Consider the following 26,716-nt stretch of genomic DNA (forward strand, 5'->3'; position numbering starts at 1 on the left):
CAAGAGAGTACAACATGGAGTTTTAAGTGAACAACGTAGAGTCTAAACTTACTGAAGTGATTGAAGATATTGAAACTCTCGGAAATAAATTTGTATTTCTAATAACGGCCGCAACCGCAGAAGATCCATTATCCGCACGAGCTAGAATTGGGCTACTCGAATTTGGTAGTGAAAGTATTAAGGCGTTAAGCAGCATTGAGAATAAATTAAAGAACTACCGAGCTGGTACACCGAGCTGATCGAAAAGTTCTTGTTGCTGCTCTGCTGGCATTCTGCGCAAACGGTCGAAAAGTAATTTGTCGACCGATTGCGCTGAGGGATTGAGTGTGTGTGAAAAAGTTAGCTGAGAAACCCAAGTGTGGCCACAATGGGCCGAGCCACACTGGCAATAGAGGTCAGCAAAAAGGGCCGAGACATTCTCACGGGATGTAATACGTCCTTTGCTCCCACACTCTTTGCACTCCACCCGCATAACTACCTCCGCCATAAAGTTCTTAGTAAGGAACTATTTTACACAAAATATCGTGGCGTCTCTTCGGTAACACCACTGCATCATGTAGTTACCTCTGCGTTCGGCTCTTCCCTCCACCCAATCCACCGATCCTCCCTCAACACATCATTGACCTGGCTAAACAGCTGGCAAATGGGCCGTATCTCGTTACTGGTATAGACACGATCGATCTTTTCAATATCACCGAAGCCGCCGCTGTTTTCCGGGATGATGCCCGCCAGTGCCGGGTTCATTCGCCAAGCGGCGATCACGTCATTGCGGGTGATGTTCTTGACCTTTTCCAGTTCGTCTTTGGCTTGGAAGTCGCCCACGGGGATGATTTGAATCGCCTCTTTGGAGCCGCCCGGAATGTTGACGAACATCGAGCGAAAGTTACCCACACCCTTGCTCGCGGTGATTTGGGCGCGCAGTTCTTCTTCGTCTTCTTCGGTCAAGTTGGGGTCGTTGGTATAGAAGATGTAGCCCGCGTGGGCGCCGTTGCTGTAGTAGCGACGACGAAACAAGGTCGCGGCTTCGTTCAGCAGCAAGGCTTGCAGACCGCCCAGATAGTCAGGCACCCCGTAGATATTCTGTTCTACGTCGTAGTCTTTGATATGGACTATTTCGTCCTGGTCAAACTCATCCTCTTTGCCGTCCGGCAACAGCATCACGTACCCGCCTTCAACTTTTACCCGCATGTTGATCGTGGGCAGATGCTCCAGCTCCAGAACTTCCCCGAACATGTTGTATTGCTTGAGCAGATAGGCTTCGCCAAACACCATGAAGTCCAGGCCTGCACAGCGCATGGTGTGGACGCTGACGCCGTCTGACGGGATGAATTCACGCAGCAGCAGGTTGCGCTTGAATCCGGGAATGGCGCCGTGATGTGCGTTGGCGCGTAGCAGCTTGGCCAGACCTTGGCGCGACACTGGCGGCGTGTACAGGCGCCCGTCCTGGCTGGCGAATATGCCGAGGTATTGCCCGATGTTCTCGGTGAGTACCTGTTCCGGTGCCCCGAACGAAAACGCTCGCGTGCGCCCTTGTTGTGCTTTGGGTTGCTGCTGCTTTTTTTGCCGGGCCATTGCTGTTCGATCCGCTGAGTGCGTAGCGACTGCGTCGCTGCTTGTTGGTGTTGAGGGGTTCGTTTTGTAGGGCGTGCATGACCGCCCAAGCCACGTCGGCGTGGCCGGTGGCGTCTGTGCGTGATGCGCTGTAGGTGACTTGCCCGCTGGTGGTGGTGCCGCGCTTGATGGTCAAGAACGCCTGAGCGATGTCCGTCCAGCCTGCATCCCATTCGATGCGGCTGCCTTGGATCGTGTCCTGGGCTTTGAGTACCAAACTGTTTTTGGTTTCAAGGCTGTAGTGGATTGAGGTCGCACGCGGATAGAAGTCGCGCACCAGGTCAAACACCCCGTATCCAATGCCGGTGGTATCGATACCGATGTGCTGGACGTTGAAGCGTTCAGTGAGCTTTTTGATTTGAGCCGCTTGATACGTGAACGAATGCCCTCGCCAACTGTGTTTTTCCAGAATGCGGAACTTGGCGCCGGGCTCTAGCGGTGGGGCGATCACCACACAGGTGGCATCGTCGCGGGTGCGGCTTGGATCATAGCCCAGCCACACTGGGCTGTTGCCGTAGGGTCTGGCGTCGTCCGGATCGTAATCTGTCCACAGGGCCAGGTCGGAATAACAACGCTCCAGATCGGCCAGGGTGAAAGCGCCCATGGTGCTGTCGATGAATTTGCAACGGAACAGTTGCTCAAACTTGTCCTCGTCGTACTCCAGTTGCAACTGGGCCAAGTCGAACAAGTTGCAGCCACCGGCGATGGCGTCGTCAATAGTAATGATCTTGCGCCACTGTCCATCCGGACACAGTACGCCCTGGGCGATTGCCGTATCTTTCGGCCAGTCCGCCGCGAGTTTTTTACCGCGCTTGCTGTTGCGAAACCCTTCACCAGACCAGAACGGATAGGCTTGATGGGTTACCGCGCTGGGCGTTGAAAAGTAGGTCTTACGCCATTTTTTATGGGTGGCCATGGCACTGGCCACGGTGTTCAATTTTTCGAAGTCGCGAATCCAAAAATACTCATCCACGTACACATGGCCGTGGTGGCCCTGGGCGGTGCTGCTGTTGGTGCTCAGAAAACGCAGTTCGGCACCGTTGCTCAACTGAATCGGGTTGCCGGTCAGCTCCAGACCAAACCACTGCTGGGCAAATTGGATGATGTAGCTACGGAAAATCTCGGACTGGGCACGACTGGCCGAAAGAAATATCTGGTTGTCGCCGGTGAGCACGGCGTCCATAAACGCTTCACCCGCGAAGTAGTAGGTCAGGCCTACTTGGCGGCTTTTGAGGATGTTGCGGATGCGGCAATACAATGGATTCTGTTTGGCGGCGAACAGCTCTTTTTGGTAGCCGTACATGCTGCCGATGAACTTATCCAGAAAGTCCACTTCGGTCAGGCCGCTGACATCGTTCTTAATCTTTTTTTCACGTTTGCTGCCGCTTTTGTCTGCGCGCTCGCCCCGATCGCGGCGTCGACCTTCCCGGGGCTGGCCAGCGTCTGCCGGTTGCTCTCCGGTCGGGGCCGGTACCGGCTTTGCGCTTTGCTTTAACAGGCGCTCGCGCACAGTGGTCAGGCGGTCGAGTTCGTCCAGATCCCCCTTTGTCAGCGTGGTCTGCTTGTCGAGGATCAGGGTGATACGACGGCCAACTGCGGTCAGCGGCTCCTCATCCGACAGCATGTCTTCCCACCCGCCCTGGCGGATCCAGTAATAGACGATCCGAATGTTGGGCAGGTTGAGTTGCGCTTGAATTTCCTTCGCCTTACAGCGGCGCAGAAACAGGCGTTTGGCGGCTTCTTTAATTTCTTTTGAATAGAACATGGGCCGCAGTCTAAGCGGCGAAAACGCGTCGAACGCGGTGTTAATTTCCGCGTTCCTCCTAGATCGTGAATATAGGAGAAGATCGGAAACCAATCGTTTGTTTGAGCGGCTTTGGCTCCCTATCGTGGCGGCTCAACTCACCGATTGAGCGCAGTTAGCACCATGCCCCGTTCCCTTGTTTCAGTTTGGAAACGTGTCGCCACCAGCGGCACCACCGCTGACGGTCGCGAAATCCTTCCCCAGGAACTGCGCGACATCGCCGAGACCTACAAGTCGTCGCGGTACACCGCTGTTATTTGGTGTGAACACGAACGCTGGCATGGCTCCCACGGCACTGTGTTTTCGGTGCGCTTGCTGGAAGACGCTGAGGATCTGGAGCCGGGCCAAATCGCCCTTGAAGCCCAGTTAAAACCCAACGATCAACTGCTGCGCCTCAATGACTTGGGCCAGAAGCTGTTTACCAGCATCGAAATCACTCCGAACTTCGCCGGTAGTGGCAAAGCCTATTTGACCGGACTTGCCGTGACGGATGAACCAGCTAGCCTGGGCACCCAAGAACTCTACTTTTCCTGCAAGACCAATAAGGCCTCGTACTACGCCGCGTCTGTGGCGTTGGGCGATTTGGTCGAGGAAGAGCCAAACGGCGAGTTCACCAAGTTGGCCGCCGTGTTCAAAGGGCTTTTAAAGCACTTCGGCGTTGAGTCAAAGCCCGACGAAACCCCAACCCCCACCGAGAGCAAAATCCCAATGGATGAAGCAACAGCCAAGGCTGCACAAGCCCTCATCGAGCAGCTATTGATTGTGGCTGCCGGTCTCCAAACACTGGTTCCAGCCGTCACAGAAGAGGTCGATCAGACCCTGATTGATGATGTGCAGGACTCCGTCGAGACGATTCTGGATGACGCGGACAAAGACCGCGAAATGTCCCGCCGCCGCAAGGGCCAAAGCGCGCTGGAAAAGCGTCTTGAAGAAATGGACAAAAAGTTCACCAAGCTTTTGAACACGGCCCAAACACGCCCGGTTGCGCGCACCACTGGCGTAAACACCCGCAGCAACAAGCGGAGAGCGGTGTAAATGGCCCAGTCTCTTAGTGCTCACGGCCAGGATCAATTTGCGCTGCTGCAAGATGATTTGGGCGAAGCGTACAACGTCAATGATGTTTCCCGTCAGTTCGCCGTTGAACCCAGCGTGGCCCAGGAACTAAACGATCGAATCACCGAGAAAGCGGACTTTCTTGAGCGAATCAACGTCGTGCCAGTGACTGAAATCAAAGGCCAAAAGGTGATGATGGGCGTCAGTGGCCCGGTGTCCAGCCGTACCAACACCAAAACCACCGACCGTGAAGCCAAAGACTTCAGCGACCTGTCTGACATCGGTTACGAGCTGTTCCACACCGAATCCGACGTGGCGTTGTCCTTTGCGAAAATCGACAGCTGGGCCAAGTTCCCGGACTTTGCCGACCGCTACACGGCTGCTGTGCAACGTCAAATTGCCCTCGACCGGATCATGATCGGTTTTCACGGCACCCACGCCGCCCTGCAAACCGATATTGGCGCATTCCCAATGCTCCAGGACGTGAACAAGGGTTGGCTGCAAATCGCCCGCGAGCAGATCCCGGCGCAGGTGCTTCAGGAAGGCGAAGACGGCGGCAAAATCCGCCTCGGCTTTGGCGGTGACTACGAGAACCTGGACGCCCTGGTGCATGACGTTAAGCAAATGATTGATCCGGTGTTCCGTGATGCGGGCGACCTGATTGCAATCATTGGCAGCGACTTGTTGGCCAGCGACAAGGGCAAGCTGTATGCCAAGCAAGGCAGCACCCCCACGGAGAAAGAGCGCATCGAAGGCGCCCAGGTGATCGCGACCTACGGCGGTTTGCCCTCCTTCGTCGTCCCTCACTTTCCCTCTACAGGCGTGCTGGTCACCAGTTGGGACAACCTGTCGATTTACTTCCAGGACAGCAGTTGGCGCCGTCACGTCCTTGAGAACCCGAAGCGCTCTCGCGTAGAGGATTACAACGGACGCAACGAGGGTTACGTGATCGAGCAGTTGGAGAAGTTCGCCGCTGCTGAAAACGTCGAGATCCTGCCGCCCGTTAAAGACGTCACGCCTAAACGCGCCGCAATCGATGTGCTGGCTAAAAACGAAACCCTAGCGGTAGACGAAACCACTGAGGCAGCGGAATGAGTCTCGCCTTGGCCCACAAGCGACGTGTTCTCGCACAAGGCCCAACGGTCGAGGCGAAGCCCACGCCATACAGCTCAACCACAGCGCTGGCCAGCCCGGCCAATGCGCAAAAGCACCTCAAGCTGATGGAAGCTGCACTGGCAGTTGATCTGGAGCGCGTGAGCGCGATCAACAGCCGTGAGGAACGCCAAAAGCTCAAGCGTGATGAGCTGCTGCCCAAATACCAGGACTACGTCACCCGTTACATCGACAGCGGCCTTAACCACGCCAATCCGGTGCTGATGCAAGTGATGGTGTGGCTGTTCGACACAGCACAGTTTGAAGAGGGCCTGGGCCTGGCTCGTTTTGCCATGAGCCAGTGCCAGGTCATGCCTGCGCGATTCAAGCGCGACATTCCGACCTTTGTGGGTGACGAGTTCATCGAGTGGGCCGAGGCCGAATACAAAGCTGGTCGCAGCCCGGAGCCTTACCTCTCGGATCTACTGCCGTGGGTCGATGGCGAATGGACACTGTATGAACGCATCCCGGCGCGTTACCACAAGCTGATTGGGATTCTGGCCATCGACACCAAAGAGTGGGCCAAAGCCGCTTATCACTTTGAGCGTGCGGCGGAGTTGTACCCGGAAATCGGCGTAGGGACGCGCCTGTCTGGTGTGCGCAAGGCACTGGAAAAAGAACAGAAAGAAGCGGCCGCATCGGCCACCGAATAACCGACTACCCCCCCCAGCGGGAAACTGTGGATGAGAGTTAGCCATTTATGGCCTGCCTCCCTGAAACAGTTCTCCCGCCCTATTTGAGCGCCCAGCAATGAGCTTTTCAGGCAAACCCACCACGTTGGTGGAACAGCAGATCGACAATGACGGCTTTTGGCCCGACTTGTCGGTGAGCGAGTTCCAGAAAGGCTATCGCCTGCCGGGTGAGTACCTGGGCGACATGCTGGTCGTTGATTTGACCACGGCTATGTTCGAGGTCAACGCGGACTTGGCCCGTTGTAAATCCCGATGGCAGTCCGCAGGCGTGATCTGTGTGAAATCTGCTGACCCTAGGGTGCTGCCCGAGCGCACTTTTCACGTAGAAACGTACAAGCGCGCCGTGTACTCCCGCGCCAAAGCCAGTCTGTTGACCCAGTTCGCCACTGTGACCCGCCGTGACAGCGCTGAAAACACCGGCAAGGAAGCCCCGGAGCGCGCCGAAACCTTTTTGTCTTTCAGTCAGCAGGCTGTGCGCTCGCTGCAAGGCCGTGGGCGGATTACGGCGGTGTTGCTGTGAATAAGCTCGTCGCCCTGACCACGTACTTGATTGAACGCAATCTGGTCATGCCCGAGCAGCTCGATAGCTGGGCCAATCAGGTCAGTCTGGACATGATCTGGAAGCCCGACGTGGGCGGCATGCACATGGCCGATATGCGTTACAGCGCGACGATTGTGCTGGAGCGTTTCGCGGATCACCCCGGGCGGTTAATGGCGCTGCTGGGCAGTTGGCTGGAAACCCATGACAAGGGCCGCAGTCGTCATGAGCTACCGCAGCCGACCTTCGCTATCGACATGCTGGACAGCGATCTGGCCGATGTGGAAATCACCGTGGAGTTCGTCGAGCCGCAGTACCTGGCCGAAGACCCGGACGGCGAAATCGAGGCGTTCGGTCAGACCTGGTCATTTATCCCGTTTGATCTGTGGATCGCGGAAGAAGGCGAGGTGGGCAGTCATGGCCGCTAGTCCGCTCGACCTCGATATTCGGGGTTTGCTCAACGTGGACGCGCAGCTGGCATTGCTGGATCTGCCGCCGCAGTTGCGCCGCCGTCTGTTGAATAACGTGACTAAGCGCGTGCGCTCGATGAGCCGCAAGCGGGTGCGTGAGCAGAAGAACCTGGACGGTTCGCCGTTCGCTGAGCGCAAAGGGTCGTCCAAGGGCAAGAAGAAGATGGAAGCCGGGTTGGCCAAGCTGCTGCAAGTCACCCGTGTCAGTCCGAATGAGGCCGAACTGGGCTGGAAAAATGCCCTGACCCGTTGGGTCGCTTCGCAGCAGCACAACGGGGTCAGCGAGCGCCGTACCGCCGCGCAGATGCGCCGCTGGAACACAGTCCCGCCCGGTATCGCCTGCACGGACAAGCAGGCCAAGCGCTTGCGCCGTTTGGGCTTTCGTACCCGTCAGAAGGGCAAAAAAACCTTAACCCGACCTTCGGTGGCATGGATTCAGGAACACGTGAATTACGCCAAGGCCGGTCTGTTGATCCGCATTTTGAATGATGAAAGAGCCGAGTCCTCGGGCGCGCAAAGCTGGGACATCACCCTGCCCAAACGTCAGTTCCTCGGCGTCAGCAGCGGCAATGAAACCCGTGACCTGGTTAACCAGGTGTTTGAACAAATCCTTAATTCACCCCGCTAACGAGGCACCACATGGCACTCGGCAAAGTCAGCGTTAACAACCTTAATTTGGGTCAGGGGGAAGTGACCGCGATCGAGCGTTATTTCCTCTTTATTGGCCCCTCGACCAAGAACGTGGGCAAGTTGTTGGCCCTTAATACCGACAGTGACCTGGACAACGAGCTGGGCATTCCGGCCAGTGATTTGAAAACCCAGATCACCGCTGCACGCTTGAATGGTGGCGACCGCTGGGCCTGTCTGGCAGCGCCTGTCAGTGCTGACGGTGAGTGGACGACTGCGCTGGAGAAGGCCCAGCAACAGGGCTTTTCAGTCGAGGCAGTGGTGATCACCACGCCGGTGATGGATGGTGTCGAGCTGTCGCAAATGAACGATGCCGCGGTGGCGTTGAACAACGTGTATGGCCGTCGCTCGTTTGTGATGGCGTGCAGTGCGGGCATTAGCGCATTGCAGCCGTGGTCGCAGTATTTGACCGAACAGAAAGCCATTACAGCGGACGTGGCCGCGCCCCGTGTGTTGGTGGTACCGCAGTTGCACGGTAACGATTTGGGCGTGTTGGCCGGTCGTTTGGCCAATGCGGCGGTGAGCATTGCGGATACCCCGATGCGGGTGGCCAGCGGTGCGGTGCTGGGCCTTGGGCCGGTGCCGGTGGATGCCGAAGGCGTGCCGCTTCCGTCCGCGATCCGCGCCGAGCTTGACAAGGCGCGGTTCTCGGTCTCGCAGACGTACCCGGATTATCCCGGCGTGTACTGGGGTGACGGCAATCTGCTGGACACCCCGGCGAGTGACTTTCAGGTGATCGAGCATTTGCGTCTGGCTGACAAGGCGGCACGTCAGGTGCGCCCGTTGTTGATCCGCCGCGTGGGTGATCGCCGCCTGAACAGCACGCCCAACAGCATGGCGGTGAACATCAATTCGCTGATGGCGCCGCTGCGTGCCATGGCCAAGTCCGTGACGTTTGCCGGTCAGGTGTTCCCGGGCGAAATCGAGACCCCGAAAGACGGCGACATCGTGCTGGTCTGGAAGAGCAAAACCGCCGTTGAGGCCTACATCAAGCTCAAACCCCACAACTGCCCGAAAGACATCACGGCCAACATCGCCCTGGATCTTTCCAACGACGCCACGGAGTAACCCTTTATGTCACGTATTGGCGGCAAGAATTTTGACGTGAACCTAGGCGACCTGCTGGTTCACGTGGAGAGCTGCACCCTCGATGTCACCGACAACAGCGCTGTGGCGCAGACCCGTGGCGTGCCCAATGGCCACGTGGATGGCGATGTGTCGGCCAGCGGTGAGTTTGAGCTGGACAGCTACAACTTCGGCCTGTTGATGGATGCGGCCCGCACGGCGGGCAGCTTTCGTCAGTTGGAACCCTTCGACACGGTGTTCTTCGCCAAGACCGGCGATGAAGAGCTGCGCATTGAGGCCTTTGGCTGCAAGTTGAAGGTGTCCAGCCTGTTGAGCATCGACCCCAAAGGCGGGGAGAAATCCAAACACAAGGTGCCGTTTGACGTCACCAGCCCGGACTTTATCCGCATCAACGGCGTGCCGTATCTGGCCGCTGCTGAGACTGAGGGGCTGAGCTGATGGTCTGCCCGTTCGATCGCGCCCAGGCGCTGGAGCAACGTCAGCGCGATCAGGCGATTGCCGCCCAGCTGGCCACTGCGCGCCCGACCGGGCCAAGCCGCACTGAGTGTCTGGACTGTGACAACGCGATTCCCGCCGCTCGACAGGCGCTGGGCGGGATGCTGCGTTGTGTGCCATGCCAGTCACTGTTTGAGAAAGAGGGCCGCCGATGAGCACTAATCAGGCCGCTCAGGACACCGCGATGGCCATTGTAAAGGCGTCACCGGCCATCGGTGTGGCAGCAACCGGCGCGACCGGCGCTGTCGACTGGTCGGCGGTGGCCTACATGCTGACCGCCCTTTATATGGTGCTGCAAATCGTACTGCTGGCCCCCAAGTACCGCCAGATGCTGCGTGACTGGAAGGATAAGTTATGACCCTGCGCCACAAGATCGCCACCGGCGCGATTGCCTTGACCAGCGCTGCTTTGATTGCCTTTCTGGGCAAGTGGGAAGGTGAGGGTCAGCACCTGGTGTATGCCGACAAGTTGGCCCGTGGCCTGCCCACGGTGTGCAAGGGGATTACCCGCCATACCAGCCCTTACCCCGTTGTGGTGGGTGATTACTGGTCAGCGGCCCGATGCGCCGAGGTTGAGCAACTGGTGATTGAAAAGGGCCAGCTCGCCCTTGCCGACTGCCTGACCAACCAGCGGGTTGCCCAGGACACTTTCGATGCGCTGAGCAGCCATGGCCATAACGTCGGTATGCCCAGCACCTGCGCCAGTCGAGCGGTGGGCTTGATCAACGCCGGGCGCATGGCCGAGGGCTGTGAAGCCTTGGCTTGGGCGGCGGACGGCAAAACACCCGTGTGGGCCTATGTGACTGACACCCAGGGCCGCAAGGTGTTTGTCCCGGGCTTGCATGCGCGCCGTTTGGCGGAAGTGAAGCTGTGCGAGGCGAGCCTGTGAACGGCATCAGTTCGACCTTGCTCTGGCTGTTGGCGGGCGCGGCGATGTGTTTGCTGTTTGACCGCCTCATGGATGAGCGCAACGACGCCCGACAGGCGTTGGCCACCGCTCAAACCGAAGTCACCGGCCTGCGCGAAGCGGCCCGGATCAGCGGCGAAATGCTGGCTGACCGTGACGACATTGACCGCACCCGAACAGAGGCATTGAACCATGCACTTTTTGAAAACAGCGAGTTGCAGCGTGCTGTTGGCACTGGCCGTCAGCGGCTGCGTGTCAACGCCGTGTGCCGTGTCGCCGACCCCGAACAAGCCCGCACCGGCCGCGTGGCTGATGCAGGCACCGCCGAACTCGCAACAGACGCTCGACCGGATTATTTCGCCCTCCGCGATCAGCTCGCCCTGAGTAAAGAAATGATCCTGGGGCTGCAAGACCACGTGCGCCGGATCTGCCTGCGCTAACCCCAATCACCCACTTTTAAACCTGAACGGAAAACACCTATGTCTGAACGTCGCGAAATCACCCTGGAAGTAGGCGAAGCCGAATTCACTTTCGACCTGACCCCGCAGGACGTGACCAAGTACTTCAATGCCTTGACCCAAACCAACAAGGTGGCCCCGGCCAACAACCTGCTGGTTAGCACGGTTAAACAGGAACAGCGCGCCACCTTGAAACCGCTGCTGGCCAACCCGGTGTTGGTCATGCAACTGGCCGGCACGTTGCTGGAGGAATACAGCCCGGACGTTGAGATCGCCGTAAAAAAGCCCTCGAGCACGCCGAACGACTAAGCGAAAACGGCTTGGGCCAGTTGGTGGCCTTGGCCAACCGCTGGCTGCCCGGTGCCGAACCCACTGCCGAGGTGATGGGGACGGCCAAGTGGCTGGAGGATGAGCACTGGCGAAGGATGGAAATCGCCGTGGCCAATGGCATTGCCTACGCATTGAACGGATAAATTCAGATGGCAGATCGCAGCGCCCGGTTGGCTTTTATCTTGAGCCTGACCGACAAGATCACCGCGCCCTTGGGCCGGGTCAAGACCAGCTTTTCGGACTTGGCCGAGCAGGGGCAAAACAACATCAAGACCATGGGCCTTGGGCTTGCGGGCATGGTGGGTGCGGGCGTTGCGATCAGTCAGTCACTGGAACCGGCGCTGGAAATGAACCGCGCCCTGGGCGAAGTCCGTTCGCTGGGCGTGGCCGAAGACGCGCTGGATGCGCTGAACCGCAAGTCGCTGGAATTTTCGGTGGCCTACGGTGAAAACGCCCGTGATTTTGTGGCCTCGGCGTACAGCATTGAAGGCGCGATCAAGGGCCTGAGTGGCAGCCAGCTGGCCACCTTTACCAACACCAGCAACCTGTTGGCCAAGGCCACCAAGACCGACGCCGACACCATGGGCGCTTACGTCGGCACGATGTACAACTTGTTCAAAGATCAGGCCGACGCCATGGGTAAAAGCCAGTGGGTCGAGAAGATGGGCGGGCAAACCGCGTTGGCGGTGCAGTTGTTCCGCACCGACGGCGCCCAGCTCAAGGATGCGTTCAAGGAAGTCGGCGCGATCGCGACCACGGCGGGTGTCGACCTGGCCGAGCAGTTCGCGGTGATCGGTACGCTGAGCAGCACCATGGAAGGCGGCGACGCCGGGGGCATGTACAAGGCGCTGTTTGAAAACATCGGCGCTGGCTCGGAAAAACTGGGGATGAAGTTCACCGACCAGAACGGCAAGTTGCTGCCGATGCTCGACATCCTGGACAAGCTGCAGGGCAAGTTGGGCGACCTGACCACCGCCGCTGCGGGTACGAAATTGACCGAGGCGTTTGGCGGTGAAGGGGCACGGGTGATTGGTGCGCTGGCCAAGGACACCGGGCGTTTGCGCAACGGCATGGAGCAGTTGGGCAATGTGCGCGGCTTGGAAAGCGCGGACAAGATGGCCCGGGCCATGGTCGATCCGTGGCAGCAGTTCGGCGCCGCTGTGCAGGCGTTGCGCATTGCTTTTGGTCAGGCATTGCTGCCGATCCTTGCACCGTTGATGGCCAAGCTGACCGGCGTGGCCCAGACCCTGACGCGCTGGTCGCAACTGTTCCCCAACATCACCCGCGTGGTGAGCATTACCGCGCTGACCGTCCTTGGTATTACGGCAGTGATGTCGGCACTGACGTTGGTGGTGGGTATCAGCAAGATGGTGTGGCTGGGCTTGGTGACGGTCTGGAAGATCCTCACCTGGACGGGCTTTCGCAGCATTGCCATGTTCCTGATGCACGGGGTCATAGCCACCACTTTCGTGTTGAGCATGATGGCCATGGTTGCGTGGATGGGCCTGGTACGCGGCGCCATGCTGCTGTGGCAAGGGGCGATCTGGCTGGTCAACGCGGCACTGCTGGCCAACCCGATCGTGTGGATCGTGGTCGGCGTGGTTGCGCTGATCGCGGCGGTGGCGGCGGCTGTTTACTACTGGGATGAGTGGACCAGCGCGCTCCTCAACAGCGAGGCGTTCCAGTGGGTCAGTGACCAGCTCCAGGGCTTGAGTGACTGGTTCAGTTCCATGGATGGCTGGTCGGGCATGGCCAAGGCCGCGTGGGACGGGATTATCAACATTTTCAAGAACGCCATTAATGGCCTGATCGAGATGCTGAACAAGATCCCGGGCGTGCAGATCGATGCCGCGTTTGGCGAGCTGCCAGCGGCGCCGAAAGTGCCGGACTTGGCCATGCAGAAGATGCAGGCACAGCCCGCGCCGCCGTTGGTGATGGCGCAACAGCCTCCAGCCGCCCCCAGCATGTTGAAGCAGATGCAGACCCCCTTGAACCGGGTGCAGCAACCGGCGCCGCTGGTCATGGCCGCCAGTCAACCGGCGTTACCCGGCCCTCGTGCCATTCCAGCTGCGCCAACGCGGGTTCCGCCCTCACTGCCAGCGATACAGATTCCGACACCCAAGATGCCGCAAATAGACGTGCCCAGCATCTCGGCACCCAAGATCCCCCAAATTGAGGTTCTGCAACCGCCACGCCAAGCCCCGGCGCTGGTGATGGCGGCACCGCCGCAGGCCAAGTCTGAACAAAGTCAGGAACGCCTCAACAGTTCACTGGGCAGCCTGTCGCCGTCGCGGCCCAACGCCGTGCCCAAGGGCGGGCTGTTGAGCAGCATCCAGAACAACAACCAGACCCAGAACAAGGGCACCCATGTGGAGAACCTGAACATCACCAACACCAAACCCATGAACCCGCTGGAGCTTGAAAACATGATGAGCATGGCGGTGGGCGGATGAGTGACTACATCGATCTGCTGATTGTGGACAACGACCTGTCGCTGGATCCGTCGCGTCAGCCGTTGCTCATTGATGACCGCGCCAGTATTGCCCAGGACATTGCGCACATGATCCGCGAAAGCGGCTTGCTGGTGACGTTGGTGGCCGAACGCAGCCGCCTGCGTCAGCGCGACTGCATTCAACAACTGGAGCTGCTGGTGGAGGCCGACGTGCGCCTGGTACCCGGTACGGCCCTGATCCAAACCTATGACAGCGGGAAGTACCTGGTCACCGCTAAAACCCTGAAATTCGGCGCGATCGAGGTGTATGTGTGAGCGAGGTAGATTTTAAGCAGGCCCTGACTGACGCCGGGATCCCGACCACCGAGGCCGGGCTGCGCAAGGCATGGGAACGTGAGGTGGCGGCGCAAGGCAGCAAGCTGAGCAACACCAGTGCTTATTCGCCGTTCTGGCGGTTGATTACGGCACTGGTGACCCAGCCGGTGCTGTGGCTGATCAGTTTTATCAGTGACACCGTGCTGCCCAATTTCTTTGTGAAAACCGCAGGCAAAGCGTGGCTGGACTCGTTGGCCTGGGCGGTCAACGTCGAGCGCAAGGGCGCGACCAAAGCCCGTGGCGTGATCCTGTTCACCCGCATTGCCGCCGGTGGCACGCTGGAGTTGCCTGCAGGCATCGTGGTGCAGTCGGCGGCGATCAACGGCCATATCTATCAGATGGTCACTACCACCCCGGCCACCTTTGCCGACGGCCTGCTGCAGCTGGAAATACCGGTGGAAGCACTGGAAGAGGGCAGTGGGTACAACCTGGCACCGGGTTACTACGCGATCCTGCCGGTGCCGCTGGCCGGGATTGCCCAGGTGGTGAATGCCGACGGCTGGTTGATGGCTCCCGGGGCGGATCCGGAACCCGACGATCAGTTGCGTTTGCGCGTGCGCAATCAGTTCTCGGCGGTCAACCAGTGGCACACCGACGCGGTGTATCGGGCGATGATTTCAGCGTTCCCGGGCGTGCGTCCGGACGGCGTGTATTTCTTGCACGGCGCGCCGCGTGGCCCGGGCAGTGCCAATGCTTATGTGCTGTTCGATGCCGACGTGCCGGCCGACACTTATCTGGAGCAAATCAACGCGCATATCCGTGACCAGGGCAACCATGGTCACGGCGATGACCTGGTGGTGATGGTTATGCCTGAAACCCAGCACGCCCTGCGCCTGACCTTGTGGCCCCGGGCGCTGATCGGCAGTGAGCGGCGCGACAGTTTGCGCGCCGACGTGACGTTGTTTATCCGCGCCGCCTTCCGTGAAAGCACGACCACCGATTTTCAGCCGACCCTGACCTACCCGCAGTCACGTTTTTCATTCAGCCGACTGGGTGAAGAACTGCACCAACAGTTTCCCGGTATCGAGTCGCTGCACTTTGATAACGCCGACATTGTCTCGCAATTGAGCATCCCCCGGATCAGCAGTCTGGAGGTGGCCATCTCGTGATCAAGCTCAATTTGCCGTTCTGGCTCGATGGTCCACAGCTGACCAAACTCAAGGCCGCAGGCCAGTCCTGGTGGGACACCGTGGAGGGTTGGTTGCAGTGGCCATTGCTGCAAATGGACGCCGAGACCTGCCACCTGACCGTGCTCGATCTGCTGGCCTGGCAGCGCGACATTAGCCGCTTCAAGGACGAACCCGAAAGCCTGTACCGGCTTCGGGTCAAGTTCGCCTTTATCAATGCCGTGGACGCGGGCAGCACGGCGGGCCTCAAACGCATCCTGCAACGCTTGGGCGTGGGTTACGTCGAGATCGACGAGCGCTTGCCCGATCGGGACTGGGACGTGGTGCTGCTGCGCCTCTCTGACTCGCAACTGTCGCAAAACCCGGAACTGATGCGGGTGCTGATCCAGCAGTACGGGCGCACCTGCCGCCGTTATGACTTCGTGACCATTACCCCTGTATCGCTGCGCATCGTCGCGGTGGACTTTAACGACGACCAGCAAACGCTGGTTGCCAGCCTGTAGGAGCCTCCCGTGGGTGCCAGCATTACCCTTGCAGGCGAAAGCCTGATCGCGCAGAAAGTCGGCGCACAACAATCCCTGATCGTCAGCCGCTTTGTGTTGGCCAACGTGCCCGGGCTGGATCCCAATAGCGCGGTTAACCGTGCCGCGCCCAAGCCACCGGCGGGTCAGATTGTGGCCACCTACGACGTGACCCAGAAAGGCTTTGTGAACCCCAATCAGGTGGTTTACAGCTTGATGATGGGCAGCGATATCGGGGACTTCGACTGGAACTGGATCGGCCTTGAAACGGCGGAGAATGTGTTGCTGGCCGTGGCGTACGTGCCGGTGCAGCAAAAGCGCCGCAACATTCCGCCGCTGCAATTGGGCAACAACGTGACCCGCAACTTTCTGGTGGTGTTTGACGGTGCCCAAGCGCTGACCGGCATCACCATTGACGCCAGTACCTGGCAGCACGATTTTACGGTGCGCCTGAACGGCATCGATGAGCGTGAGCGTTTGAGCAATCGCGATATGTTCGGGCGTGCGTGCTTCTTCGGTACGGGCCTGCAACTGGAAAAGGTCGGGGCGGGTTATCAACTCAAGCCGGGGCTGGCCTATGTCGAAGGTGTTCGCCTGCATTTACCTGCCGCCAAGCCGGTGGCGGTGCCCTCGGTACCGAATAAAGTCTGGCTGGATGTGGTGCTGCAACGCGAACTGAGTGATGTGGTGAGCACGTTTACGGTGGTGTTCGGCGCTGACAAGGCGGATTACAGCGACAGCAGCGGTGCGCGGCATTACCTGGTGCCGTTGGCGGATCTGGTGAGTTCAAGTGTCACTCAGGATCTGCGCGCTGTTGAGCCGATCAATACTGAGCTGGTGAAGCACTTTGCGGCACGTACGGGTGACTATTCAGGCTTGCGGGCACGGGCGACCACGAAAGGGGATGTCGGTCTAGACCAGATCCCCAATGCCATCAGTGACGACGACAACAGCAACAGCAGCTTGATTCTGGCGACCACCAAAGCTGTGAATGTGGTGCGCAATGTCTTTACCAAAGCCCTGTCAGCCCTGGGCGAACAGCTGCAAAAGAATATCAATGGCAAACCTGACCGCGACTTCATCACGGCAGTGGGGTTGGTCGCGGGTGACACGCGTTATCCGTATGTACGGGTCGAGGCAAGCGGCGAACTGTTGCACCTGGCCCGTGGCGATCATGGCCACAAGTATTCGGATCTGGGCGATAAACCGACCACCCTTGGCGGCTACGGCATCACCGATGCCTACACCAAAACAAAGACTGACGAGTTGCTGAATTTGCGGGTGTTTCGCGACGGCATTAGCTATGTCGGTCTTGTTTCGGGTGATGAGCGCTATCCCTATATGCGCTCAGAGGTGAGCAATGGCCTTATCAAACTGGCACGTGCAGACCATGGGCACACCTTCGCAGACCTTGGCGGAAAACCTACAACGCTGGGCGGATTCGGCATCACGGATGCTTACACCATGGTGCGAACCGATGCGCTGTTGGCCCAAAGAGTAGCCAGTGACGGGATTCTGGACGCTGGGCTTGCGAACGGGAACCCGAGCGCGCCTTACTTTCGCGATGCCAAAACCAACGCCGTAATCATCATGGCGTTGGCCAGCCACAAGCATGCGTTTGGTGAATTAACGGATTTGCCGCCAACCCTTGCTCAGCACGGCATCACCGATGCCTACACCATTGCTCAGACCGATCAGCGCTTGGCCAACAAGATCAACCGAGACTGGATTGATGATGCCGGTCTGGTCAGTAACAACCCGGACTTGCCCTATATGAGGCAGAGCTCGACTGGCGAATTGGTGCCGTTGGTATCCAGCGCGCAGTTACCCCGAAATACCACGGTACAAGGGGTGCCAGGCTGGTGGCGATGTGGTGATACCGGGCAAATCCGGCAACGGGTGAGTGTGGCGATCGGAGATCTGCAAGGCTCATGGGTTGGCTCCGTGGCGTGGCCAATTGCATTCCCTTGGGGGTGTGATTCGGTTTCTTTGACCTTCCGCCAGACCGCTGCATCCCCAACCTGCGTGTCGGCTGCTTACTTTAACGAGGGCCGAGCCGGGTGCAGCTTGCGCGTGGATGAGTGGGGCAACATCACACAAAGTGGTGCGCTGACCGTGATTATTGAAGCGACGGGGTATTGAAGATGACGACTTATTACCATCCTCAAAGTGGTGGGTTTTATCTGGATGAGGTACATGGCCCGCGCACGATTATCGTCAGCGATCCTGACTGGATTGCACCTGTTCAACGGATAGCAGACCCGCAATGGACTGGCCCTAAAAACAAGGCGCCGATGATTGAGGTGATTGATCCAACGGCTTACGCGCCCATGATCGAAGTACCTAATCCTTCATGTTCGTTGCCCGCCGTGTCCGAATTGGTGGTGATCAGCAAGGAGCGCTATGCCTCACTGCTTGAAGCGCAATCGGCGGGGGAAATCATTCAACCCGACGCCAAAGGCTTTCCTGTCAGCAAAGCCCGGGCCCCCTTGAGCCAAGAGGTGTTGATTTCGCGTGAACGCCAATGGCGTGACAGTGTACTGCTGACCACGGACGCGCTGGTGGTTCGCCATCGTGACGAACTGGAGGCAGAGCGTCCCACCTCACTGTCCGCTGATCAGTACCGCGAGTTGCAGGGTTTTCGTCTGGCCCTGCGCGACTGGACAGAAGCCTCGAACTTCCCGGATTCAAGCAAGCGACCTGTCGAACCGGACTGGCTTGAAAACGGTCAGGTCAAGGCGGCAACAGCATGACGTGGGCACCCGTAACCCTGCGCTGGCCCGAGCAAGCCACCCAATGGATGGGTCAACTGAGCACGGCCAAGGATCTGGCCAGCGGCGAGTTGGTCAGCACCGCGCTGCGCTTGAGTGGGCTGGATGGCATGACCAGTACCAACCCGGGGCCGGTGGGTGCTGCGGCCCAAGGCGCGATCGAGGCGGGCCGATCGGCGCTGAGCCAACAGATGGGGGAAGCCCCGGCCTGTCTGGTAGTGACGCCGTTTCAAAGTGGCGTGGGCCAAGGCACGGGCTACCAGCGCTTTCTGTCAGCGCCGAACCTGGTGCAGCAGTTGGCCAACAAACTGGTGGATGTCAGTGATGCCAGCCGCCCGGATGGGCCGCAGTACGCGTTGTGCTTGATGTTTCTGGCGACTCGTCTCGATCAGTTGGCCGAAAGCTTGTCCCGGTTCAATGCGTTGCTGCCGATGCCTGATCTGGTGCGCGCCGAACGCCGGGCGCGGCACCTGTCGAAACTGGAAACCGAAAAGTGGGAATTGCCCAGCGCCGGGACATTGCCGCGCTGGCAGGGTTTGCCGCTGGAGCGCTGCACGTTGCTCAAGGCCGCCAAACAATCCATGTCCGGCCAACTGGCGGTGTTGGAGAGCTACGCGGCTGACAGCTCACCGATGAGCGATCTGGTGGCATTGGCCAAACGCAAGGTGGCGCAGCAGCAAGGACGCGACCAACAACTGAACGACCTTAAAGCCTTGCTCGCCGGTGGCCATGCCGACAGCAGCCTGCGCGCGCGGATGATCGGCCCGGGCACAGCCAGCGACTTGCGCCGGGATCTGTTGAAGGTAGAAGCCCCGGGGCATGAGTGGGTGCTGTGTGCCGGTGTGTTGCTGGTGGGGTCGGAACAGGGCTTGAGCTTTGTGCGCGAACTGGTGGGCCTATGACGCTGCTACTCGATGGCGAACAGGTACGCGGCAAAAACCTGAAGATCACCGCGAATATGCGCATTGAAGCCGCTGACATGTCGGGCCAGACCAGCAACACCGAAACCGCGCACAAGGGTTTTAAACCCAAGACCCTGACCGCTTCGATGATGATTCCCTACGTTGACCAGGTGCAACTGCGTGACCTGATGCGCATGGCCGAGGCCACCGAAGGCGGTGGCCAACTCAAAACCTATCGGGTCGTGAATGACACCGCGAGCGCATTCGGCATCCGTCAGGTGGAATTTTCCGAAGGCGTCAGCGCCCGGGAAGACGACACCCTCAGTGCCTGGCGGATTCAGTTCACCCTCAGCGAAAAAGTCTCCAACCCGCAGAAAGTCGAAGGGCGGCGCGCGGCCAATGGGGTCAAGGCGCAATCCGGCCCGGGCGCTACGGTGGGAGGTGGCGGCAATACCGGCGCCGATTCGGCCGAAGGCGAGCAACCACTGACAGGCTTTGAAGCCACGTTGAAAAAGGTCGATGGCTGGTTGGGCGGGGTGAGTGGCACATGAAACTGCACAAGATCCTCAGCATCAACGGCGAGCCTGTTGCCCTGGTCAAAGACGAGGTGCGGCTGGACTTGAAAAGCCCGGGCCGGGCCACGTTCACCATTCAAGCCGCTGCCCCCGTGAGGGGGCTTGTCACACTCGACATCGGCTACAACGAGAGCACGCTGCAACGCCACTTCATTGGCTACGTCGAGCGCTGCACCGCCGCCAACAGCGTGCAGCAGGTGCTGTTCTGCCGCGAGATGGCCGCCATTCTGGCCAAACCGCTGCCGCTGAACCTGCGTCACGTGGATCTGCGCGCCGTACTGACCGAAATCAGCCAACACACCGGCCTGCGCTTTCGTGTGCCGGCACAAGCGTACGCCAGTGTAAAAGCCCCGTTTTTCTACAGCCTCGCGGCGGGTTATCAAGCGCTGGACAGCATGGCCCACGTGTTCAACATCCCCGACTTCATCTGGCAGCAGCAAGGCGACGGCGAAGTGTTTGTGGGCAGTTGGGCCGACAGCTTCTTTGGCGTGCGAGCGCCGCTACAACTGCCTGCCGAGCTGTTCGACGGCTACCGGGGCAATCAAAGCGCACTGATCGCGGCCCTTCCTGGGTTAAGACCAGGTGCAACAATCAACCAAGGCGAGCGCATCACCAGTGTGGCCCTCGTCGACAACCAAATGGCCATCCGATGGACGACGCAATCCGCCGTAGCGTAAAACGACAATTCCCCGAACTCTCAGGCGGTTACCACCTGCCGCGCTTTGCCCGGGTTGTGGCCGTGGCCGATGCCCCCAGCGGCGCCGGAATCTGCGACGACTTCCGCCCGCGCTACGCCGTGGATATTCAAGTGCTGTTGCCCGATGGCGAGCCGGATCCAGACCTGCCCATGCTGGCCGGAGTGCCGCTGCCGTTGCCCACAGGCGGCGAAGAAATGGGGATTTATGCCTTTCCTGAAGAAGGCACCCAAGTCGTCGTGTGCTTCGCCTACGGCCTGCCACACAAGCCCTACATCCAAAGCATCCTCCCGCACGGCCTGAGCATGCCCAAAGTCCCGAAAGGGGATCAAGTCTGGCAACACAGCGAAGCGTGCCAGCAACGGATCGATGCCGATGGCAACTGGCTGCGCCAAACCGATGGCAAGATTAAGGACAAGGCGATCGAGCGCGAGGTGGAGGCGCTGGATAACACTGAGGCCTTCCAGAACCACACCAGGACAGTGGATGACCACTCAACTGAGTCCGTGGGCGGGATCAAGAAAATAGAAGCCCTGGGCGCGCTCAAGCTGCTGTCGGGCGGGTCTGCGAGTCTGGCGGCTGTGGATGATCTGCACCAAGCGACCGGGCGGGACTTGAACCTGGTCGTGGGGCAGAAGCACAACGCCACCGTGGGCGGCGACATGCAGGAACGGATTGAAGGGCTGCGCAAGAGCGTGGCGGGGGTTAGTCAGCGGCTGGTTGCCCCGAAAAACTGGATCGGGTCGGAGAGTGTGAATCTGTTTCAGGTGGTGTGTGATTTGCTCGACCTGGTGCAGCAGATGAACATCCAGATGGCTGCGCATTCGCACTTGCCAGAACCCGCGCCCAGTCCAGCAGATGCCGTAGGGTTCACGGAAAAAGCCGATACAGCCCGCCGTTTGGGCGAGAAACTGCAACCGATTACCTTATGATAATTAATCCCTCATAAGGAATGTGTAATACAAAGCTGCCATGATAGCTATTAAATAGATATCATTTAGCCCCTTTTCTACTTAATAGGTTAGAACGTCGGTGGAAATAATCAGCCCATTGGCGGCGTTGGCCGTTGTCCTGGTCGCGCTCGCTTCAACTCGTCTTATCTCCAAAAGCTTAGTGCCTCCAGCTGAGATAGGCCGATTCATTGCAATTGATGGACTAAGAGGGTACTTGGCAGTAATTGTATTTTTACACCACTCATTTATTTGGTATCAATATCTGAGGACTGAAGTATGGTCGGTTCCGGAGTCTCGGCTCTTTGTTCACTTTGGTCAAGGAGGAGTCGCTCTTTTCTTTATGATTACAGGGTTTTTATTTTTTTCAAAAATACTTGATTCAAGGCATCAGCGAATTGATTGGGTACGTCTTTACGCCTCGAGGGTGCTAAGACTCGTGCCAATGTATTTGTTTTCAATGGCGCTATTTTTGTCTGTGATTTATATCGTGACTCGCGACCATGCTTCTGAACCTTTGTGGGATACAGTCGCCAATGTCGCTAAATGGCTTGGGTTCACTATATTTGGTTCGCCTGATATAAATGGTTTAGTCAGGACAATTATAGTAAATGCTGGTGTCTCATGGTCATTGCCTTATGAATGGTTTTTTTATGTTTCACTTCCATTGCTAGCCTTTTTTGTTGGTAGCAAGGTATCAAAAATCTTGATAATTTTAAGTGTTCTTGCGGTTACTGCTTTTGGAGAGTATTACTTGCAAGAACAGTATTACTGGTTATTTTTAGGTGGAATGCTAGCGTCTGTTTTGGTTCGGATGGACAGGTTCTCGGCGTTCGCACGTGGCAAGCTCGCATCTTGGCTTATCTTGGTTTTGGTAGTGTATATAGTTGTTAGGTATCCTTATCTATATACCAAGACAAAACCAACTTGGATGCTGGTGGTGGTTTTTTGCTTGATTGCAGGTGGAAATACAATCTTTGGGTTGCTCTCAAATAAGATTTCTAGAGCAATGGGTGAAATGGCGTATAGCATATATTTGCTCCATGGTATTATTTTGTTTATAGTTTTCAAGTTTGTAATTGGATTCTCTACTGCAAGCAAATTCACGCCTATTCAGCATTGGTTGACTATACTATTGGTAACGCCAGTTTTGATTGTTATCTGCGGCATCACCTATAAGTATATTGAGAAATATTTTATGCAAAAAACAAATGGCTTGGCTGAGCGTCTTAATGCAGTAAGGTTTAGATCGGAAAGTGTATCTGCGACGCTTAAGCAGTAGTCACGCTGCTTTTGCCGATAGTTTTAAAAAGGGGGCATGTGTGCACCCCTTTTACTTTGTAGGACTTACAGTCAGTGCTGTGTTAGGGGAACTCTGAAAAAGACTTCAAGATTTGGTGAAATACCCACCTCGCACAAACTGAACGGTTGAGCCCCGATGAAACAGATGTCCTTCGCCGACGCCGAATATGCCGGCAAACGTAAGAAGACCCGCCGAGAGCGCTTCTTGATCGAAATGGATCAGGTGGTGCCCTGGAAGGGCTTGGTTACTTTTATCGAGCCTAACCTGCAAGCCCACCTGTTTACTGTTGATCCGCTTCGGTTTGCAGGCAGCAGCTATCGGGCATAAGCTCACAAAACATTGAAGCACCCGGTGAGAAAAGCAAGCCACTAACTGAGCTTGCGGAAAAACTGCCCCTAATAAGGCGGTTTTTTTTTGCCCCTCGGAAATGGTAGATCAGCTAGGCACACGGGTTCACTGAGATGGATTTGACCAAATGGGGCCAATCGTGAAAAAAAATCGCCGGGGAAAAAAACTTGCCGAAAAAGCACTTATCCCCCTCCCGCCGACGGAGTTCGCGTGTTTTTTTTGTGCAATCCGCAAGCGGGTGCGAACAGTACCGCAGATCATGCAGGCCGGTGGGTTCAAGGAAGGAGCGCCCTTTTCACACTGTGCAAGCTTGTGCGAAGGAATGCTAAAACCTTGCACAGAGAACGTCCACATCACGTCCACACCGGCCACAAATATGCCGGTAATATTTCCTAAATATCTTCCAAATCTATGGTTTTTAAGGGTTTTCCCAATGTATAGTGCCCCCAGCCTTGGACTTGTAATCAGTAGGTCCCGAGTTCGACTCTTGGTGCCGGCACCATACGCAATACCGAAAAAGGCTCACCGCAAGGTGGGCCTTTTTTGTTTCTGGGGTTTAAGTCTTGGTTGGCGGCGGTTATGTTGTCGGTACGGCCTGTATCTAAGCAACATCACGATGTAGCGCGGGTTTTTATCTCGGGGAAATTATGCTTAAGCAGCTAGACATCAAAGAATTCACGGTATTTGAAGAAGCGAACCTACGCTTCGGCAAACAACTCAACGTGATTGTTGGTGAAAACGGTGCAGGCAAAACGCATCTGCTGAAGCTGGCTTACTCGGGCCTCGCGACATGCTGGGAAGAAGGCAGTAAGCCCCACTTGGCATCTTCCCAACCGACAAAAACCATCCTGCAGAAAAGTCTCGCTGATAAATTAATAGGCGTTTTTCGCCCTGAGACCCTGGGTCGATTGGTTAGGCGCAGACCTGGCCGCGGGCGCTGCGATATCAAACTCACCTTTACTGACTCGGCTTACGACTTGGCATTTGGCTTTGCAACCAACAGCAAAACCGAAGTTGGCATCGAGCAGTTGCCCGAGCAATGGCTGAAAACAGCCCCAGCCTATTTGCCTACACGCGAACTGCTTACCATCTATCCAAACTTCTTGGCCGTGTATGAAAACCACTACCTGGAATTTGAAGAGACATGGCGCGACACCTGCCGCCTGCTCGGCGGGCTGATGCGTAAAGGGCCAAAATTACAGCGTATTCGTGAGCTACTGGCTCCACTCGAAGACGCTATGCAAGGCAGCATCGAACTCGATAAAAGCGGGCGCTTTTACCTGCGCAACGCCAACGGCTTGATGGAAATGCCATTGGTTGCAGAAGGCTTGCGCAAACTGGGCATGCTCGCACGCCTGATCAGCACCGGCGCTTTGTTGGATCAAGGCTACTTATTCTGGGATGAGCCCGAGGCCAACCTTAATCCTCACCTGATCAAACAAGTGGCCAAGACCATCGTTGAACTGAGCAACAGCGGCATCCAGGTATTCATCGCCACTCACAGCCTGTTTCTGCTGCGCGAACTGGAAATCTTGCTGGCACAGAAAAAACTCGACACCGCCTTCTTTGGTCTTCAAGCCACCGACAACGGCATCACCGTTCAACAAGGGCCCAGTCTGTACGACATTGGTGACATCACCGCTCTTGAGGAAAGTCTTCAGCAGTCAGATCGTTATTTAGCGCTGGAGGATTGAGCATGGCGGCGCTCGATGTCGATGGCCTGATATTCACCTTCCCAGACACGTGGCAAGCCAGCAAATTTGATGAGTGGTCCTTTTACAGGCGTCACTTCATGACATTGCGCAACAACCTGCAAGCAGTCGACATTCTGGTGTTGTCACCTGAAAAAGTAGCCTTCTTGGTTGAAGTCAAAGACTATCGACACCCCGATGCCGGAAAGCCCTCAGAGCTGGCAGAAACCATCGTAAACAAAGTGCTGTGCACTTTGGCTGCGTTACTGCCAGCCCGTCTTCATGCCAGCACTCCGCTTGACGAGAAAACCCTCAGCAAAGCGGTACTCGGTTGCGAAAGGCTTCAAGTCATCGTGCATATTGAACAACCCGCCACCCACCAGCCCCGCGTCGATTTGGCAGACCTGAAACAAAAACTCAAATCTAAGCTGCGGGCGATTGATGCACATCCGAAAATTGTCAGCATGACCAAGCCGCTGGGGATGGGGTGGGTTGTTAGTAACCCGTGAAGTGGGCCAGTTCATGCACCAAAAAAGGTAGTTGCAGACTAATTTGAAGGTCGCGTTCTGAAACTAACATATGCATTAGCGAAACCAAAGTTAGGTTTCGTTAGCTTTGATGGAATTTTTAAAATATCTTTTTTAAAAATTAATTATCTAAAGCCGCACCTGATAATCAATTAGAAATTTGACTACCAGGGCGACGTAAACCACCTCGAACAGCTTCGAAAAAACATGAAACTTTCCAACCGCGTATATATATCAATATTTACGCGAGAAATTTGACTTAACCACACGCGAGATATAACTATTTAATCCGCGCCCTGCTGCCGCAAGCTTTTGCATCTCCGCAACCATGACTGGGCCGGGACGATTAGCATCATATACATAGTTCCTATGGGTTCCTGAAGCGAACTGTACGGTAATCGACCCGGGGCCTGACTCAAATCCCACTACGTTTGACTGACCACTAAGATTTTTATAACGTTCCATGTTAAATACCTAATAATACTGGCAAGTCGCCATCACCAATACTCTAGACTCGAAAATGATTTCCTGCAAAGACGATTTCGTTAAGAAAATAAGAATCAGTTCATTCATGACTTCTGATCCTACCGAGAAGATCTAGCGTGCTGCGAAAAGAAGTGGGCTCAGGCTACAACGTGACAGTACCTGCCATGCCGGGTTGCTTTAGTGACGGTGCATCCATCGATGCTAGCGCTCGAAAATGTGTACGAGGCACTTGCACTCCACATGCAAGGGATTATCACTGCTGGAGGAGCGCTCCCTCAGGCGAAAGACATTGATGCGTATATCACCAACCCTAAATGTGTGGGCGGTTTTTGGGCCATGGGTGATTTCGATATCCTTTCAAGCCTCAGGGCATCAATACAGGTCAGCGTCTCTTTGCATGAGCACGCGGTGCAGAAAATTGATAAGCAAGTGGGAAAAGATTGCCACTATCAATCGCGCTCTGACTTTTTTTGTCGCAGCGACTTTGCGGGTGTTGGGAGTCCAGAGGTGTTGGGGGAGATACAGGTCAGTTTTGGAACTGACTTCTAAAGCCCCACAAAAAAACTCGCCTTCAGCGCAATGCTGTTCACATAAGCGAAAGCGAACCCTGTAGGAGCGAGCTTGTCTCGCGATCTTTTGATCTTTTAAAAGCTCGCGAGACAAGCTCGCTCCTACAGTTACTCGTACGCATCTCATAAGTGAACAGCATTA

At 56.9% G+C, this 26,716-nt stretch carries 32 protein-coding genes and 1 pseudogene; 30 read left to right on the forward strand and 3 right to left on the reverse strand.

What is annotated here, in order from left to right; translation table 11 throughout:
* Positions 1-26: 26 nt before the first annotated feature.
* Positions 27-239 (forward strand): hypothetical protein, encoded by a 213-nt coding sequence (locus tag GHO41_RS05945; protein ID WP_153433154.1) that lies wholly within the window; start codon positions 27-29, stop codon positions 237-239.
* Here GHO41_RS05945 and GHO41_RS05950 read toward each other — a convergent pair.
* The 3 genes from GHO41_RS05950 to GHO41_RS05960 form a co-directional block, all read right to left on the reverse strand.
* Positions 215-472, reverse strand: coding sequence for an ogr/Delta-like zinc finger family protein (locus GHO41_RS05950; RefSeq protein ID WP_153433155.1), 258 nt, complete (start codon positions 470-472; stop codon positions 215-217). The genes GHO41_RS05945 and GHO41_RS05950 overlap by 25 nt on opposite strands.
* An 80-nt stretch (positions 473-552) precedes the next feature.
* Positions 553-1,419 (reverse strand): phage portal protein, encoded by an 867-nt coding sequence (locus tag GHO41_RS05955; protein WP_178126475.1) that lies wholly within the window; start codon positions 1,417-1,419, stop codon positions 553-555.
* A complete protein-coding gene (locus GHO41_RS05960) occupies positions 1,331-3,376 on the reverse strand; it encodes a terminase large subunit domain-containing protein (RefSeq protein ID WP_153433157.1) in 2,046 nt (681 codons plus the stop codon). The genes GHO41_RS05955 and GHO41_RS05960 overlap by 89 nt, the downstream gene beginning before the upstream one ends.
* Before the next feature lie 162 nt (positions 3,377-3,538).
* Between GHO41_RS05960 and GHO41_RS05965 the strand changes: the two genes are divergently transcribed.
* From GHO41_RS05965 to GHO41_RS06105, 29 genes and pseudogenes are all read left to right on the forward strand, one after another.
* Positions 3,539-4,450 carry a GPO family capsid scaffolding protein gene (locus tag GHO41_RS05965; RefSeq protein WP_153433158.1) on the forward strand — a complete coding sequence of 304 codons (912 nt, stop codon included), beginning with the start codon at positions 3,539-3,541 and terminating at the stop codon, positions 4,448-4,450.
* The gene (locus GHO41_RS05970) at positions 4,451-5,563 is read left to right on the forward strand and encodes a phage major capsid protein, P2 family (RefSeq protein ID WP_153433159.1); all 1,113 of its coding nucleotides are present in this window, start codon (positions 4,451-4,453) and stop codon (positions 5,561-5,563) included.
* The gene (gene gpM, locus GHO41_RS05975) at positions 5,560-6,273 is read left to right on the forward strand and encodes a phage terminase small subunit (RefSeq protein ID WP_153433160.1); all 714 of its coding nucleotides are present in this window, start codon (positions 5,560-5,562) and stop codon (positions 6,271-6,273) included. The genes GHO41_RS05970 and gpM overlap by 4 nt, the downstream gene beginning before the upstream one ends.
* Before the next feature lie 97 nt (positions 6,274-6,370).
* On the forward strand, positions 6,371-6,832 hold the full coding sequence (locus tag GHO41_RS05980) for a head completion/stabilization protein (protein ID WP_153433161.1): 462 nt from the start codon (positions 6,371-6,373) through the stop codon (positions 6,830-6,832).
* A complete protein-coding gene (locus tag GHO41_RS05985; RefSeq protein ID WP_371928847.1) occupies positions 6,829-7,278 on the forward strand; it encodes a phage tail protein in 450 nt (149 codons plus the stop codon). The genes GHO41_RS05980 and GHO41_RS05985 overlap by 4 nt, the downstream gene beginning before the upstream one ends.
* Positions 7,268-7,948 (forward strand): virion morphogenesis protein, encoded by a 681-nt coding sequence (locus tag GHO41_RS05990; RefSeq protein ID WP_153433162.1) that lies wholly within the window; start codon positions 7,268-7,270, stop codon positions 7,946-7,948. Before GHO41_RS05985 ends, GHO41_RS05990 begins: the two co-directional genes overlap by 11 nt.
* An 11-nt stretch (positions 7,949-7,959) precedes the next feature.
* On the forward strand, positions 7,960-9,075 hold the full coding sequence (locus GHO41_RS05995; protein ID WP_153433163.1) for a DUF2586 domain-containing protein: 1,116 nt from the start codon (positions 7,960-7,962) through the stop codon (positions 9,073-9,075).
* 6 nt (positions 9,076-9,081) lie between these two features.
* Positions 9,082-9,531, forward strand: coding sequence for a phage protein (locus GHO41_RS06000; protein ID WP_146386012.1), 450 nt, complete (start codon positions 9,082-9,084; stop codon positions 9,529-9,531).
* Positions 9,531-9,743, forward strand: a complete 213-nt coding sequence (locus GHO41_RS06005; protein WP_153433164.1) for a TraR/DksA family transcriptional regulator — start codon at positions 9,531-9,533, stop codon at positions 9,741-9,743. The genes GHO41_RS06000 and GHO41_RS06005 overlap by 1 nt, the downstream gene beginning before the upstream one ends.
* Positions 9,740-9,946: a hypothetical protein gene (locus tag GHO41_RS06010; protein ID WP_146386008.1), complete on the forward strand. Its 207-nt coding sequence runs from the start codon at positions 9,740-9,742 to the stop codon at positions 9,944-9,946. Before GHO41_RS06005 ends, GHO41_RS06010 begins: the two co-directional genes overlap by 4 nt.
* On the forward strand, positions 9,943-10,476 hold the full coding sequence (locus tag GHO41_RS06015; protein WP_153433165.1) for a lysozyme: 534 nt from the start codon (positions 9,943-9,945) through the stop codon (positions 10,474-10,476). The genes GHO41_RS06010 and GHO41_RS06015 overlap by 4 nt, the downstream gene beginning before the upstream one ends.
* Positions 10,473-10,934: a lysis system i-spanin subunit Rz gene (locus tag GHO41_RS06020; RefSeq protein WP_371928848.1), complete on the forward strand. Its 462-nt coding sequence runs from the start codon at positions 10,473-10,475 to the stop codon at positions 10,932-10,934. Before GHO41_RS06015 ends, GHO41_RS06020 begins: the two co-directional genes overlap by 4 nt.
* Before the next feature lie 39 nt (positions 10,935-10,973).
* Complete coding sequence (locus tag GHO41_RS06025) at positions 10,974-11,261, forward strand: putative phage tail assembly chaperone (protein ID WP_153433166.1); 288 nt, start codon at positions 10,974-10,976, stop codon at positions 11,259-11,261.
* 20 nt (positions 11,262-11,281) lie between these two features.
* Positions 11,282-11,425, forward strand: coding sequence for a hypothetical protein (locus tag GHO41_RS06030; RefSeq protein ID WP_371928855.1), 144 nt, complete (start codon positions 11,282-11,284; stop codon positions 11,423-11,425).
* Between the two features lie 6 nt (positions 11,426-11,431).
* A complete protein-coding gene (locus tag GHO41_RS06035) occupies positions 11,432-13,735 on the forward strand; it encodes a phage tail tape measure protein (RefSeq protein ID WP_153433167.1) in 2,304 nt (767 codons plus the stop codon).
* Positions 13,732-14,049 (forward strand): DUF2590 family protein, encoded by a 318-nt coding sequence (locus GHO41_RS06040; RefSeq protein WP_153433168.1) that lies wholly within the window; start codon positions 13,732-13,734, stop codon positions 14,047-14,049. The genes GHO41_RS06035 and GHO41_RS06040 overlap by 4 nt, the downstream gene beginning before the upstream one ends.
* Entirely contained in the window at positions 14,046-15,218 is a 1,173-nt protein-coding gene (locus GHO41_RS06045; protein ID WP_371928849.1) for a baseplate J/gp47 family protein, read from the forward strand. Before GHO41_RS06040 ends, GHO41_RS06045 begins: the two co-directional genes overlap by 4 nt.
* A complete protein-coding gene (locus GHO41_RS06050) occupies positions 15,215-15,739 on the forward strand; it encodes a phage tail protein (protein ID WP_371928850.1) in 525 nt (174 codons plus the stop codon). Before GHO41_RS06045 ends, GHO41_RS06050 begins: the two co-directional genes overlap by 4 nt.
* 9 nt (positions 15,740-15,748) lie before the next feature.
* On the forward strand, positions 15,749-17,899 hold the full coding sequence (locus GHO41_RS06055; RefSeq protein WP_371928851.1) for a phage tail protein: 2,151 nt from the start codon (positions 15,749-15,751) through the stop codon (positions 17,897-17,899).
* A gap of 2 nt (positions 17,900-17,901) precedes the next feature.
* The gene (locus GHO41_RS06060) at positions 17,902-18,510 is read left to right on the forward strand and encodes a phage tail assembly chaperone (RefSeq protein WP_256678678.1); all 609 of its coding nucleotides are present in this window, start codon (positions 17,902-17,904) and stop codon (positions 18,508-18,510) included.
* Entirely contained in the window at positions 18,507-19,430 is a 924-nt protein-coding gene (locus GHO41_RS06065) for a hypothetical protein (RefSeq protein ID WP_153433169.1), read from the forward strand. The genes GHO41_RS06060 and GHO41_RS06065 overlap by 4 nt, the downstream gene beginning before the upstream one ends.
* Positions 19,427-19,981: a DNA-binding protein gene (locus GHO41_RS06070; RefSeq protein WP_153433170.1), complete on the forward strand. Its 555-nt coding sequence runs from the start codon at positions 19,427-19,429 to the stop codon at positions 19,979-19,981. Before GHO41_RS06065 ends, GHO41_RS06070 begins: the two co-directional genes overlap by 4 nt.
* Positions 19,978-20,682, forward strand: a complete 705-nt coding sequence (locus tag GHO41_RS06075; RefSeq protein WP_153433171.1) for a hypothetical protein — start codon at positions 19,978-19,980, stop codon at positions 20,680-20,682. Before GHO41_RS06070 ends, GHO41_RS06075 begins: the two co-directional genes overlap by 4 nt.
* Complete coding sequence (locus GHO41_RS06080; RefSeq protein WP_153433172.1) at positions 20,655-21,632, forward strand: hypothetical protein; 978 nt, start codon at positions 20,655-20,657, stop codon at positions 21,630-21,632. Before GHO41_RS06075 ends, GHO41_RS06080 begins: the two co-directional genes overlap by 28 nt.
* Positions 21,633-21,732: 100 nt before the next feature.
* Positions 21,733-22,932 carry an acyltransferase gene (locus GHO41_RS06085; protein ID WP_153433173.1) on the forward strand — a complete coding sequence of 400 codons (1,200 nt, stop codon included), beginning with the start codon at positions 21,733-21,735 and terminating at the stop codon, positions 22,930-22,932.
* A 156-nt stretch (positions 22,933-23,088) separates the two neighbouring features.
* A pseudogene (locus GHO41_RS06090) lies at positions 23,089-23,217 on the forward strand (IS5/IS1182 family transposase); the annotation flags it as partial.
* Between the two features lie 731 nt (positions 23,218-23,948).
* Positions 23,949-24,995, forward strand: coding sequence for an ATP/GTP-binding protein (locus tag GHO41_RS06095; RefSeq protein WP_048366830.1), 1,047 nt, complete (start codon positions 23,949-23,951; stop codon positions 24,993-24,995).
* A 2-nt stretch (positions 24,996-24,997) separates the two neighbouring features.
* Positions 24,998-25,501, forward strand: a complete 504-nt coding sequence (locus GHO41_RS06100) for a hypothetical protein (protein WP_218580240.1) — start codon at positions 24,998-25,000, stop codon at positions 25,499-25,501.
* Positions 25,502-26,203: 702 nt separating this feature from the next.
* Positions 26,204-26,554, forward strand: a complete 351-nt coding sequence (locus tag GHO41_RS06105; protein WP_256678679.1) for a type II toxin-antitoxin system HicB family antitoxin — start codon at positions 26,204-26,206, stop codon at positions 26,552-26,554.
* Positions 26,555-26,716 lie beyond the last annotated feature (162 nt).

Origin of the sequence: Pseudomonas sp. FSL R10-0399 (genome assembly GCF_009600165.1) — a bacterium.
Lineage (GTDB): Bacteria > Pseudomonadota > Gammaproteobacteria > Pseudomonadales > Pseudomonadaceae > Aquipseudomonas > Aquipseudomonas helleri.